The organism is Buttiauxella sp. (assembly GCF_049686335.1).
Lineage (GTDB): Bacteria > Pseudomonadota > Gammaproteobacteria > Enterobacterales > Enterobacteriaceae > Buttiauxella.
Window position 1 is genome coordinate 40,029 of record NZ_JBAVHX010000009.1, and the last position, 13,290, is coordinate 53,318.

A 13,290-nucleotide genomic window follows, 5' to 3' on the forward strand; every position below is an offset into this window, starting at 1 on the left:
TGTCCACCCGACAAAACTCAAGTAAAATCAAATGATAGTTATTATCATTATCACTCTTATTTGTTTATGTTAGCATGAGCCGCCTCGCACCTGGAAAGAAAAATTCGCTTTAAGGCCATGTAATGAACCGCAATTCTTTGTTGCTCAATCTGAGTTTGCTCAAGACCCATCCCGCTTTTCGCGCCGTATTCCTTGCCCGTTTTATCTCCATTGTCTCACTGGGGTTACTGGGGGTTGCTGTGCCGGTACAGATCCAGACGCTGACCGGCTCCTCCCTGCAGGTTGGGCTTGCAGTGACGCTCACCGGCAGCGCGATGTTTATCGGCCTGATGATGGGCGGCGTGCTGGCTGACCGCCATGAACGTCGTCGTCTGATTTTGCTCGCCCGTTCCACCTGTGGCGTGGGCTTTATTGGTCTGACGATTAACGCAGCAATGCCAGAACCTTCGCTGGTGGCGATTTACCTGCTCGGCGCGTGGGATGGATTCTTTGGAGCGCTCGGGGTGACGGCGCTGTTAGCGGCAACTCCTGCGCTCGTTGGGCGTGAGAATTTGATGCAGGCGAGTGCGATTACCATGCTTACGGTACGCCTCGGTTCCGTGATTTCACCGATGCTCGGCGGGCTGTTGTTGGCCTCCGGCGGTGTGGTGTGGAACTACGGGTTAGCGTCCGTCGGCACCTTCATTACGTTATTGCCGTTGCTCAGTTTGCCGAAGCTGGCACCGCCGCCGCAAGCCCGTGAAAACCCGCTGCTTTCGTTGCTCAACGGATTACGTTTTCTGGTCGGGAACCCGATTATCGGTGGCATCGCGTTAGTTGGCGCGTTGCTGACGATGGCAAGTGCGGTGCGCGTGCTTTATCCGGCGCTGGCCGGACACTGGCAGACGAGTGCCGGGCAAATCGGCCTGATGTACGCTGCCGTTCCGCTGGGTGCCGCCATTGGCGCACTGACCAGCGGGCGCATTGCTCATCACGCACGTCCGGGTGTCATTATGCTGGCGGCAGGTATTGTTTCGTTTATCTCGATTGGCATTTTCAGCCTGATGCCGGTTTGGGAGCTGGGGCTTGCGTGTCTCGCGCTGTTTGGTTATCTCAGTGCCATCAGTTCTTTGCTGCAATACACCTTAATTCAGACGCTGACACCGGACGGGATGCTAGGTCGCATTAACGGTTTGTGGACCGCGCAAAACGTGACGGGGGATGCGATTGGTGCGGCAATTTTAGGCAGCCTCACCGTGGCGATGACGCCGGTTGCGGCGGCGAGTTCCAGCGGCCTGGTATTGACGATGTGTGGAGTGGTGTTGGCGTTGGTGTTGGTGCAGTTACGGGGTTATCAGCATAGTGTTCCGGCATAAATTGCGGATTGTCGGATGACGCCTGCGGCTTATCCGACCTACAAATTAATCCGTAGGTCGGATAAGCGTTAGCGTCATCCGACACTAACTCAATTACTTGCTAACTCAATTACTTGCTGGCGAATAACTGACTCATTCGCGCCAGCACCTGCGTGGCACTGTAATAATCCAGACGGAAGGTTTCGGTGCCCAACGCATAAACCTGCTTTTTCTGCACTGCCGGAAGATGCGACAGCAACGGATTCGTTTCCAGCGCCGTCGCGTCTTTCTCATCGCTGGCGAACAGGAACAAGCTCTCACCATTCAAACCCGCCGCAAGATTCTCACCACCCAACTGTACGATGTCGTGACGCTTGCCCATGCTCTTGCTGGCATTAACCGTCGCAGGCAATGGCGACAGCGTAAAACCGAGCTGCTGGAACAATTTCCCCTGTGCGGATTCAGACGTCCAGAGGTTCGCCGAGCGCGATGCCGGCGTGTAAACCAGCGCGGTGACTGGCTGCGGCGGCAGCGTCATATGCTGTTTTGCCTCGTTCAACTGCTTATCAAAACTGGCGATACGGGAGGCAGCTTGTGCTTCGTGACCGGTTATCTCACCGAGTTGAGTCAGCAATTGCTGCCAGCTTTTATCGTCATAGTTGATAACCAGGGTTGGAGCGATGGCTGAAAGCTGGTCATAAAGGGCGAGGGCGGAATCGCCACCCGTGGCGCTAATCAAAATCAAGTCAGGCATTTGCGCGGCCACCGCTTCGGCACTGGCTTCGCCAATATACAAACGCTGCACGTTGCGCGCTTTCGCCACATCGCCCCACTGACGTAGAAAGCCTTGCGCATCACCCATACGGTTACCAGGCGTGGTCGCTCCACTTGCCACCACCGGCGCATCAATCGCCAGCAGCGAACCGGTTAATGTCACGCTGGTGGAGACAATGCGCTGCGGCGCCTGTTCAAAGGTGTGCGTGCCGTGGCTGTCGGTCAGGGTGCGCGGCCACTCACCGGCGTGGGCGAGGCTGCTTAAGCATAAAAGGATTACTGCGGGGAATCTGATTTTCACTCAATGACATCCTGTTGAAATTTAACTCATGCGGTGGATGACGCTGGCGCTTATCCACCCTGTAAAACCGTTATAAATGGCCTGATTGCGGCGCCCATCCAAACTGTTTCCGGTAGCCCGGATAAGCGTGAGCGCCATCCGACAAGACTCAGCAACTATTGACACTGCTGCCTTTTCTCTTTAGGTTACGACCCCGAAAAGCAAATGATAATCATTATTACTATCTTTTGTCATGTTTTTACGGAGAGTTCATGGAAACGTTACTGGCTGAGGAACGTCGCGAGAAACAGCTAACACCTTGTGCGGATAGTTTTTTCTTTATGTCGCCCTATCGCAGTTTTTCAACAAATGGCTGCTTCACTCGCCTTGATAGCCCGGCGCTTGACGGCGCAAATCCCCATGGTCACCTGCAAACAACACTACGTGAAGCGTTCGAAAACGCCAAAAAGCACGGTATCGAAAACCCCGTTGTGGTCGGCGCAATTCCGTTTGATCCGAGCCAACCCTCAGCCCTGTTTATTCCTGAAAGCTGGCAGCCGTTTTCACGCGCGCAGCGCCAGAGCGATGCCCGCGCAGCCGGAACGGCAAAACCGCTAAACATCACGGCGCGTAAAGCGATTCCTGAACAAGAAAAATTTATGGACATGGTGGCGCAGGCCGCCGCCGCGACGGCACAGCCGGATATCGACAAAGTGGTGCTGTCGCGCCTGATTGATATCGAAACCCAGACACCGGTTGATCTCGATGGGCTGCTCAATAGCCTGATTAGCCAAAACCCAACCAGCTACAACTTCCACGTCCCATTACCGGATGGTAGCTCGCTGGTGGGGGCAAGCCCGGAATTGCTGTTACGCAAATCCGGCAAGAACTTCAGCTCGCTGCCGCTGGCCGGTTCCGCACGTCGCGACAGAGACAATATCCAGCGTGATAGTGAAATCGGCGCGCAACTGTTGCGTTCCACCAAAGACCGCCACGAACACGGCCTGGTGACGCAAGCGATGCACACCGTGTTGCAGCCACACAGCCAGGCATTGACGCTCTCTGATACGCCAGAATTGATTACCACGCCGACGTTATGGCACCTCGCCACGCCGATTTACGGCCAGGTTAAAGACCGCCAGGACAATGCGTTATCCCTCGCTTGCTTACTGCACCCGACGCCTGCACTGAGTGGTTTCCCGCATGATGTGGCGCGAAAATTAATTGCTGAACTTGAGCCGTTTGACCGCGAACTGTTTGGCGGCATCGTCGGCTGGTGTGATGCCGAAGGGAACGGTGAGTGGGTGGTGACCATTCGCTGCGCACGTGTAGGCGGAAACCAGGTGCGCCTGTTTGCTGGCGCGGGCATTGTGCCGGCCTCGTCTCCTGAATCGGAATGGCGCGAAACCGGCGTCAAACTCTCCACCATGCTCCGGGTCTTTGGGCTTCATTAAGGACGATTTTATGGCTATTCCTTTTACTCGCTGGCCGGACGCACTGGCTGCACTTTACCGTGAAAAAGGCTACTGGGCGGATTTGCCGCTGACCGATATTTTGAGCCGCCACGCGAATAACGATGCGATTGCGCTGATCGACGGCGAGCGCCATTTCAGCTACCGCAGTCTCGAACAGGCGGCAACACGCCTCGCTTCGGCACTGAAACGCCGTGGTCTGAATAACGGTGAAACCGCGCTGGTGCAGCTTGGCAATGTGTCGGAACTCTACATCACGCTGTTCGCGTTGCTGAAAATTGGCGTGGCGCCGGTGAATGCGCTGTTCAGCCACCAACGCACCGAGCTTGAAGCCTACGCGAAGCAAATCGAGCCGGTGGTGGTGATTGCTGACCGTAAGCATAATTTGTTCGCCCATGACGATTTCCTGGATGCGCTGTGCCAACAAAACCCGTCGCTACGCATGGCGGTTTTGCTTAATGAAAACGACCGTGAACGTTCGCTGAGCGCACTGATTAATGAGCCGGAAGATAACTTTGTTGCCTCACCATCGGCGGCTGACGAAGTGGCTTTCTTCCAGCTTTCCGGTGGCAGCACCGGCACGCCAAAACTCATCCCTCGTACACATAACGATTACTACTACAGCATTCGTCGCAGCGTAGAAATCTGCCGCTTTGACAACCGCACTCGCTTCCTGTGTGCCATCCCGGCCGCGCATAACTACGCGCTGAGTTCCCCTGGTTCTCTGGGCGTGTTTTACGGTGGCGGGCGCGTGGTGCTGGCGAATGACCCGAGCGCCACGCTGTGCTTCCCACTTATCGAACGCCATCAAATCAACGTCACCGCACTGGTGCCGCCTGCGGTAAGCCTGTGGCTACAAGCGATTGGCGAATGGGGGAGCAACCAGGCGCTTGAGTCGCTACAGCTTCTGCAAGTGGGCGGCGCACGTTTGAGCGAAGCGCTCGCCGCGCGGATCCCCTCTGAAATTGGCTGCCAGTTACAACAAGTCTTTGGCATGGCGGAAGGGCTGGTGAATTACACGCGCCTTGACGATGACAATGACCATATCTTCAAAACTCAGGGCAAACCGATGTGCCCGGACGACGAGGTCTGGGTGGCAGATGAACACGGAAATCCGCTGGCGCACGGTGAAATTGGCCGTCTGATGACGCGCGGGCCGTATACCTTCCGTGGCTATTATCGCAGCCCGGAACACAACGCTCAGGCCTTTGATGCCAACGGTTTCTACTGTTCAGGCGACCTGATTTCGATTGCCGAAGACGGATACATCACGGTGCAGGGGCGCGAAAAAGATCAGATCAACCGTGGCGGAGAAAAGATCGCCGCCGAGGAGATCGAAAACCTGTTGCTGCGCCACGAAGAGATTATTCATGCCGCGCTGGTATCGATGGAAGACAGCCTGTTGGGCGAGAAAAGCTGCGCGTTTATCGTCGGCAGCCGTCCTTTCCGCGCCGTAGAAATCCGCCGCTATTTACGCGAGCTGGGCATTGCGGATTTCAAATTGCCCGACCGCATTGAAATTGTTGAACATCTTCCGCTCACCGCCGTGGGCAAAGTGGACAAAAAACGTTTGCGCCAGTTGATTGCTGATAAGCAACTGGCATCCTGATTGACGGAGAAATTATGGCTATTCCAAAACTGAACGCCTACACCTTACCGACGGCTGCCGACATCCCGGAAAACAAAGTGAACTGGGCGTTTGAGCCCGAGCGGGCGGCGCTGCTGATTCATGATATGCAGGAATATTTCATCGATTTCTGGGGCGAAAATTGCCCGATGATCCAGCAGGTTATCGCCAATATTGCCGCGCTACGTGACTACTGCAAACGCCACAACATTCCGGTCTATTACACCGCGCAACCGAATGCCCAGAGCGATGAAGATCGTGCGCTGTTAAACGACATGTGGGGACCGGGTTTAAACAAACACCCTGAGCGCCAGAAAGTGGTCGCGGAACTGGTTCCGGATGAACACGACACGGTGTTGACCAAGTGGCGCTACAGCGCGTTTATCCGCTCACCGCTGGAACAATCTCTGAAAGAAACGGGGCGTAACCAACTGATTATCTGTGGCGTTTACGCCCACATTGGCTGCATGACCACCGCAACCGATGCGTTTATGCGTGATATCAAACCGTTTATGGTGGCCGATGCGTTGGCCGATTTCAGCCGTGAAGAACATATGATGGCGCTGAAATACACTGCGGGCCGCTCCGGTCGCGTGGTGATGACTCGCGATTTACTGCCCGAGTCAGCCCCGCAAAATAAAGAGCAATTACGCAGCCTGGTGCTGCCACTGCTCGATGAATCAGACATTCCAGAAGATGACGAAAACCTGATTGATTATGGCCTCGATTCCGTCCGCATGATGGCGCTCGCTGCCCGCTGGCGCAAAATCCACGCCGATATCGACTTCGTCATGCTGGCGAAAAACCCGACCATCGACGCCTGGTGGGCGTTGCTGTCACGGGAACCGCAGGCATGAATCTCGATTTTAGCGGCAAAACCGTCTGGGTAACCGGCGCGGGAAAAGGTATCGGCTACCATACTGCGCTGGCGTTTAGCGAAGCGGGCGCGGACGTTATCGGCTTCGACCTTGCGTTTCCGCTGGAGGTTTACCCGTTCGCCACCGAACCGCTGAACGTGGCGGATGCCGACCAGGTGACGAGCGTCTCAGCGCGTGTTTTAAGTGACAAACCGCAACTGGATGTGCTGGTTAACGCCGCAGGGATTTTGCGTATGGGCGCAACCGACGCGCTGGCTTTGCAAGACTGGCAGGAGACCTTCGCGGTCAACGTCGGCGGCGCGTTCAATCTGTTTCGTGCTGTGATGCCGCGCCTGCGCGAGCAGCGTAGCGGGGCGATTGTCACTGTCGCATCGGACGCGGCACACACGCCGCGTACCGGTATGTCGGCTTATGGTGCATCCAAAGCGGCGCTCAAAAGCCTCGCATTGACGGTCGGCCTGGAGCTGGCACCGTTTGGCGTGCGTTGTAATGTGGTGTCGCCAGGTTCGACCGATACCGATATGCAGCGCACCTTGTGGAAAACGCCGGATGCCGAACAGCAGCGCATCAAAGGTTTCCCGGAACAGTTTAAGCTTGGGATCCCGCTGGGTAAAATTGCCCGTCCGCAGGAGATCGCCAGTACCATCATGTTCCTCGCGTCTTCGCACGCCAGCCACATCACTCTGCAAGATATTGTGATTGATGGTGGCGCAACACTGGGAGCCTGAATGCGCATCTGGAAAAGAGAACTGACGCTTGAGGGGTTAAATCAAACCAGCGCCGGTACCATGGTTGAGCATCTCGGCATTATCTACACGCGCATGGACGACGACAGCCTGGAAGCCGAAATGCCGGTGGATAATCGTACCCAGCAGCCGTTTGGTTTGCTGCACGGCGGCGCATCGGTGGTGTTGGCCGAAACGCTGGGGTCGATGGCGGGCTTTCTCACCACCACGCAAGGGCAGTGCGTGGTCGGGACAGAAATTAACGCCAGCCATCACCGTGCGGTGGCGTCAGGCACGGTGCGCGGAGTGTGCAAAGCGCTGCATTTGGGGAGATCTTCTCAGGTGTGGGAAATTGCCATTTTTGACGCCCATGGCAAGCGGTGTTGTACGAGTCGGCTGACGACGGCGACGCTCGGGTGAGTTTGTGGTGGATGACGTTTGCGCTTATCCACCCTACAACAGCTATCTCGTAGGTCGGATAAGCGCAGCGTCATCCGACAGCCTTTTCACCCTGTCTCCCCCCACATCGTGATCCCCTTAACAAGCTGATGTAAAGACCTGGTCAAACCACCGCATTTCAATGTTTCAAGATTGTTAAATCCGCGTGATTGTTCTAGAACAAAACGGTAATACCGTCTGCCTCTGGCGCTACACATGGAAAACAAATATGAATAATCCAGGGAAACACCTTGTCTGGGCTGTGCTTGCAGTGGTTGGTGCATTCGCGCTCGGCTATATCGCACTCAATCGTGGCGAACAGATAAACGCTTTGTGGATTGTGGTTGCTGCAATCTGCGTTTACCTCATCGCTTATCGTTACTATGGCCTGTTTATCGCTAAACGTGTCTTAACCGTTGATGCCACTCGTATGACGCCAGCCGTGCGCCATAACGATGGTCTGGATTATGTCCCGACGGACAAAAAAGTGTTGTTCGGTCACCATTTTGCCGCGATTGCAGGGGCGGGCCCGCTCGTGGGGCCAGTGCTTGCCGCGCAGATGGGTTACTTGCCTGGGATGCTCTGGCTGCTGGCGGGTGTGGTGCTGGCCGGTGCGGTACAAGATTTTATGGTGCTGTTTGTCTCAACCCGTCGTGACGGGCGCTCGCTGGGTGAACTGGTGAAAGAAGAGATGGGTAACACCGCGGGCGTTATTGCCCTGGTCGCCTGCTTTATGATTATGGTTATCATCCTGGCGGTGCTGGCGATGATCGTGGTGAAAGCGTTGACCCACAGCCCGTGGGGAACCTACACCGTGGCGTTCACCATCCCGCTGGCGCTGTTTATGGGAATTTATATTCGCTATCTGCGCCCTGGCCGCATTGGTGAAGTCTCGGTTATTGGCCTGGTGATGCTTATCTTCGCTATCATTTCCGGTGGCTGGGTAGCTGAAAGCCCAACCTGGGCGCCATACTTTGACTATACCGGTGTGCAACTGACCTGGATGCTGGTGGGTTATGGCTTTGTCGCTGCTGTATTGCCCGTCTGGCTGTTGCTGGCACCGCGTGATTATCTCTCTACCTTCCTGAAAATCGGCACCATTATTGGCCTGGCAATTGGCATTTTGATTATGCGTCCAACGCTGCAAATGCCTTCTTTGACCAAATTTATTGATGGCACCGGCCCGGTCTGGACGGGTGACCTGTTCCCGTTCCTGTTTATTACTATCGCGTGTGGCGCCGTTTCTGGCTTCCACGCACTGATCGCTTCCGGCACCACACCGAAGATGCTGGCTAACGAAAACCAGGCGTGCTTCATCGGTTACGGTGGCATGCTGATGGAATCATTTGTGGCGATTATGGCGCTGGTTGCCGCCTGTGTTATCGACCCAGGCGTGTACTTCGCAATGAACAGCCCGATGGCGGTTCTGGCTCCGGCTGGCACCACGGATGTAGTGGCGTCTGCGGCGAGCGTGGTCAGCAGTTGGGGCTTCCAGATTACCCCAGAAACGTTAACCAACATCGCCAATGAAGTCGGCGAACAAAGCATTATCTCTCGCGCTGGTGGCGCACCAACACTCGCAGTGGGGATGGCGTACATTCTGCATGGCGCGTTGGGCGGCCTGATGGATGTCTCGTTCTGGTACCACTTCGCTATTCTGTTTGAAGCGCTGTTCATTCTGACGGCGGTGGATGCCGGTACGCGTGCGGCTCGCTTTATGCTGCAAGACCTGCTGGGGGTTATCTCTCCGGGCCTGAAACGCACTGACTCACTGCCTGCCAACTTGCTGGCGACTGCACTTTGCGTGATGGCATGGGGTTACTTCCTGCACCAGGGCGTTGTCGACCCACTCGGTGGTATCAACACTTTGTGGCCGCTGTTTGGTATCGCCAACCAGATGCTGGCAGGTATGGCGCTGATGCTCTGCGCGGTCGTACTGTTTAAGATGAAGAAACAGAAATACGCCTGGGTGGCGCTGGTGCCAACCGCGTGGTTGCTGATTTGTACGCTGACCGCAGGCTGGCAAAAAGCGTTTAGCCCGGATGCGAAAGTAGGCTTCCTGGCTATCGCCAATAAATTCCAGGCCATGATCGACAGTGGCAATATTCCGGCGCAATACACTCAGTCGCAGCTTTCCCAGTTAGTGTTTAACAACCGTCTGGATGCCGGGCTGACCATCTTCTTTATGGTGGTTGTGGTGGTAATTGGATTGTTTGCGATTAAAACGGCGCGACAAGCGCTGAAATCGGACTTGCCAACTGCCAGAGAAACGCCGTACCAGAAGATGCCTGAGAATCTGGATGCGATTGTTTCCGAAGCGAAAAGTGTGCACTAAGTAAACATTCCCCTCACCCCGGCCCTCTCCCAAAGGAGAGGGAGAAAGAGGGAGAAATCGGCCAATCCCTTATCCCAAAGGAGAGGGGGGGAAATCGAACAATCCCCTCTCCCTGGGGGAGAGGGTTAGGGTGAGGGCGACTCACTAATACTGGAGAGACCATGTTCGACACACTCGCCAAAGCAGGAAAATATCTCGGCCAGGCCGCTAAACTGATGGTTGGCGTTCCTGACTACGACAATTATGTTCAGCACATCCGTCTGACGCATCCGGAACAGACGCCGATGACGTATGAAGAGTTTTTCCGTGAGCGTCAGGATGCGCGATACGGTGGTAAAGGTGGCGCTCGCTGCTGTTAATTTTAAGGAATTTGACATGAATCAAGCGGTATCTGTCACCCTGTTAACCGGCTTTCTCGGCGCCGGGAAAACCACACTTCTTAACTATTTCCTCGCCCATAACGGCAACCAACCGGTCGCTATCCTGGAAAATGAATTTGGTGCCGTCAATATCGACGGAGCGTTGCTCAGAGGCGGCGAAAACGTCAACGTCGTGGAATTAAGTAACGGCTGCGTCTGTTGCAGTGTGCGCGGTGAGTTCACTGCAGCACTCCGGGAAATGCTGGCAAAACGCGCGGCTGGTGAGTTGAAATTTGACCGGCTGATTGTCGAAACCACGGGGCTTGCCGACCCGGCACCTATCGTTCAAACCTTCTTTGTGGATGAATATTTACGTGAAGCATTGCGTCTGGATGCGGTTATCGCGCTGGCGGATGCAGAGCATATCTCTCGCCAGTTAGATGAACATCCCGTTGCCGCCGCACAGCTCGGTTTTGCTGACAGAATTTTGCTCACCAAAGCGGACCGCGTCGATAACGAAGCCAAAGAACAGGCGCTGGAACGAGTCCATCGTATCAACAATAAAGCTGATATTTTTGAGATGGTAAACGGGGAATGCCCGGCGGAGTTGTGGCTCGACCTTAACGCCTTTGAACTCACGGACAATATTGAACTGGCCGCAGGATTTCGCGTGATTCGAGCGCAGGATGACCATCCCGTCAGTTTCAAACCGTTCCGTAAAACCACAAGCAAAAAGTCCTGGGATGATGCGATTCAGGCTCATGTGTTTGATGCCGGACTGTTGGATGTGAAAAAGATTGGTGCGTTTATGGAAAGCTGTATCGCGCGTTTTGGTAACGACATGCTGCGTTACAAGGGCGTGCTGGCGATTGATGGCCATCCGCAACGGCTTATCGTGCAAGGGGTACATAAAGTGGTGGGCTTTGATTATGGATCCGCGTGGCACCCGAGCGAATCGCGAGTTTCACGCTTAGTGATTATTGGCCGCTATCTGCCAATAGATGAGTTGCGTCAGGCGTTTGCTGCAACGACCATTTAATCGTGAAAACAAGAATGTGATGTTAAGCACGATTTTAACTGCTGGTGCATAAAGCTGTTGTACGAAACGGCGCGCTGTGGTTGTATAAATTTCGACGTTAAATCGCGTAACCATTATTCAGGACCCAAATGACTACATTCACTCGCAACACTGGCCTACTACTAACCGCGCTACCAGCCGCGGTGGTCGTCGTGCGTGTGGTGGTGGTCGTCGGCAATGCGCCGTAGGGTCTGAATCAACGCATCGATTCCAAAACCCCGCCGGCGCAAACCGGGCGGGGTTTCTTGTTTTAGTCCCCCGGCCAGAAGCGAAACGGCACGATAAGAAGGACTGGAGCATGGCAATTTCGGAAAACCCACCGCAAGCACACCGTATTACGGGCGCACAGTTAATTGTGCAACTGCTTGAGCACCATGGCATTACCACCATCAGCGGTATTCCCGGTGGCACCGTCCTGCCGCTCTATAACGCACTCAGCCAAAGCCAAAAAATCCGCCATATTCTGGCGCGTCACGAACAGGGCGCGGGCTTTATGGCGCAGGGCATGGCGCGAACGCAGGGCAAAGCTGCCGTGTGTATCGCCTGTAGCGGCCCGGGTGCCACCAACCTGGTTACGGCCATTGCGGATGCACGCCTCGACTCCATCCCACTGGTATGTATTACCGGCCAGGTGCCAAAATCGATGATTGGCACCGATGCCTTCCAGGAAGTCGACACTTACGGTATCTCCATTCCCATCACCAAACACAACTACCTGGTCCGTGATATTGCTGATTTACCGCAGGTGATTTGCGATGCGTTTCGCATTGCTGAATCTGGCCGCCCGGGTCCGGTGTGGATTGATATTCCAAAAGATGTGCAAACCGCTGAAATCGACATCAGCGAACTGCCGCCTGTTTCTGCCCATACTCCCGCGCCACAGTTTGAAGCCCGGCAAATAGCCGATGCAGTGGCGATGATTAACCAGGCGCAGCGCCCGGTGTTGTATCTCGGCGGCGGTGTTATCAATGCCCATAGCCGTGCCCGGGAGCTGGCTGAAAAAGCGAATCTGCCAACGACCATGACGCTGATGGCGCTCGGGACGATCCCGGCGAAACATCCGTTATCGCTGGGGATGCTGGGTATGCATGGCGCGCGCAGCACCAACTATATTTTGCAGGAAGCGGATTTGCTGATTGTGCTGGGTGCACGTTTTGATGACCGCGCGATTGGTAAAACCGAGGAGTTCTGCCCGAACGCAAAAATCATTCACGTGGATATCGACCGCGCCGAGCTGGGCAAAATTAAACAGGCACACGTGGCGATTCGCGGGGATGTTGGTGAAGTCCTGGAGCAATTGCTGCCAAAAATCGAAGCTCAACCTCGCCTGGATTGGCTGCAACACGTGGCTGGCCTGCAACAGGAATTCCCGTTCAATATGCCGGGTGCCGATGATCCGTTAACCCCATATGGCCTGATTAAGGCCGCTGCGGCGTGTGTTGATGACGAGGCGATTATTACGACCGACGTGGGCCAACATCAGATGTGGGTGGCGCAGGCTTATCCGCTCAACAGACCGCGCCAGTGGCTGACTTCTGGCGGGTTAGGGACTATGGGCTTTGGCCTGCCTGCTGCGGTGGGTGCCGCTCTGGCTGAACCGCAGCGTAAAGTGCTGTGCTTTACCGGTGACGGCAGCATCATGATGAATATTCAGGAAATGGCGACTGCCGCCGACCATAATCTGGACGTGAAAATCATTCTGCTGAACAACCAGGCGCTGGGGCTGGTGCATCAGCAGCAGACGCTGTTCTACCAGCAGAATGTCTTTGCGGCGACCTATTCCGGACAAACGAATTTCCTGAAAATTGCCGAAGGTTTTGGTCTCGCAACCTGCGATTTAAATGCCGCGCAGAATCCGCAAGCGGCCTTGCAGGAGGCGATTTCGCGCCCTGGTCCTTGCCTGATTCATGTGCGTATTGATGCCAGTGAAAAAGTATTCCCGATGGTGCCACCAGGCGCTGCCAACATTGAGATGATTGGAGAGTAAGCC

Annotated in this window: 12 protein-coding genes; 11 read left to right on the plus strand and 1 reads right to left on the minus strand. The window is 55.2% G+C overall.

Annotation, left to right across the window (positions count from 1 at the left end; translation table 11 throughout):
* Nucleotides 1-122 precede the first annotated feature (122 nt).
* On the plus strand, nt 123-1,355 hold the full coding sequence (entS, locus tag WBL83_RS07155) for an enterobactin transporter EntS (RefSeq protein ID WP_424588488.1): 1,233 nt from the start codon (nt 123-125) through the stop codon (nt 1,353-1,355).
* A gap of 109 nt (nt 1,356-1,464) precedes the next feature.
* Here entS and fepB read toward each other — a convergent pair whose 3' ends face one another.
* The gene (gene fepB / locus WBL83_RS07160; protein WP_424588489.1) at nt 1,465-2,409 is read right to left on the minus strand and encodes a Fe2+-enterobactin ABC transporter substrate-binding protein; all 945 of its coding nucleotides are present in this window, start codon (nt 2,407-2,409) and stop codon (nt 1,465-1,467) included.
* A 251-nt stretch (nt 2,410-2,660) separates the two neighbouring features.
* Between fepB and entC the strand changes: the two genes are divergently transcribed.
* The 10 genes from entC to ilvB all read left to right on the plus strand — a co-directional run bounded on the left by entC (nt 2,661) and on the right by ilvB (nt 13,287).
* A complete protein-coding gene (gene entC / locus WBL83_RS07165; protein WP_424588490.1) occupies nt 2,661-3,842 on the plus strand; it encodes an isochorismate synthase EntC in 1,182 nt (393 codons plus the stop codon).
* Nucleotides 3,843-3,852: 10 nt separating this feature from the next.
* Nucleotides 3,853-5,469, plus strand: coding sequence for a (2,3-dihydroxybenzoyl)adenylate synthase (locus WBL83_RS07170; RefSeq protein WP_424588491.1), 1,617 nt, complete (start codon nt 3,853-3,855; stop codon nt 5,467-5,469).
* Between the two features lie 14 nt (nt 5,470-5,483).
* On the plus strand, nt 5,484-6,344 hold the full coding sequence (locus tag WBL83_RS07175; RefSeq protein ID WP_424588492.1) for an isochorismatase family protein: 861 nt from the start codon (nt 5,484-5,486) through the stop codon (nt 6,342-6,344).
* The gene (gene entA, locus WBL83_RS07180; protein ID WP_424588493.1) at nt 6,341-7,093 is read left to right on the plus strand and encodes a 2,3-dihydro-2,3-dihydroxybenzoate dehydrogenase EntA; all 753 of its coding nucleotides are present in this window, start codon (nt 6,341-6,343) and stop codon (nt 7,091-7,093) included. The genes WBL83_RS07175 and entA overlap by 4 nt, the downstream gene beginning before the upstream one ends.
* Nucleotides 7,094-7,510: a proofreading thioesterase EntH gene (entH, locus tag WBL83_RS07185; protein ID WP_424588494.1), complete on the plus strand. Its 417-nt coding sequence runs from the start codon at nt 7,094-7,096 to the stop codon at nt 7,508-7,510.
* A gap of 247 nt (nt 7,511-7,757) precedes the next feature.
* Nucleotides 7,758-9,863 carry a pyruvate/proton symporter CstA gene (cstA, locus tag WBL83_RS07190; protein WP_424588495.1) on the plus strand — a complete coding sequence of 702 codons (2,106 nt, stop codon included), beginning with the start codon at nt 7,758-7,760 and terminating at the stop codon, nt 9,861-9,863.
* Nucleotides 9,864-10,024: 161 nt separating this feature from the next.
* Nucleotides 10,025-10,222, plus strand: coding sequence for a YbdD/YjiX family protein (locus tag WBL83_RS07195; RefSeq protein ID WP_034456870.1), 198 nt, complete (start codon nt 10,025-10,027; stop codon nt 10,220-10,222).
* Nucleotides 10,223-10,238: 16 nt separating this feature from the next.
* Nucleotides 10,239-11,261, plus strand: coding sequence for a CobW family GTP-binding protein (locus WBL83_RS07200; RefSeq protein ID WP_424588496.1), 1,023 nt, complete (start codon nt 10,239-10,241; stop codon nt 11,259-11,261).
* Nucleotides 11,262-11,389: 128 nt separating this feature from the next.
* Nucleotides 11,390-11,488 (plus strand): ilvB operon leader peptide IvbL, encoded by a 99-nt coding sequence (gene ivbL, locus WBL83_RS07205; RefSeq protein ID WP_074388597.1) that lies wholly within the window; start codon nt 11,390-11,392, stop codon nt 11,486-11,488.
* Nucleotides 11,489-11,598: 110 nt separating this feature from the next.
* Nucleotides 11,599-13,287, plus strand: coding sequence for an acetolactate synthase large subunit (gene ilvB, locus WBL83_RS07210; RefSeq protein WP_424588497.1), 1,689 nt, complete (start codon nt 11,599-11,601; stop codon nt 13,285-13,287).
* Nucleotides 13,288-13,290 lie beyond the last annotated feature (3 nt).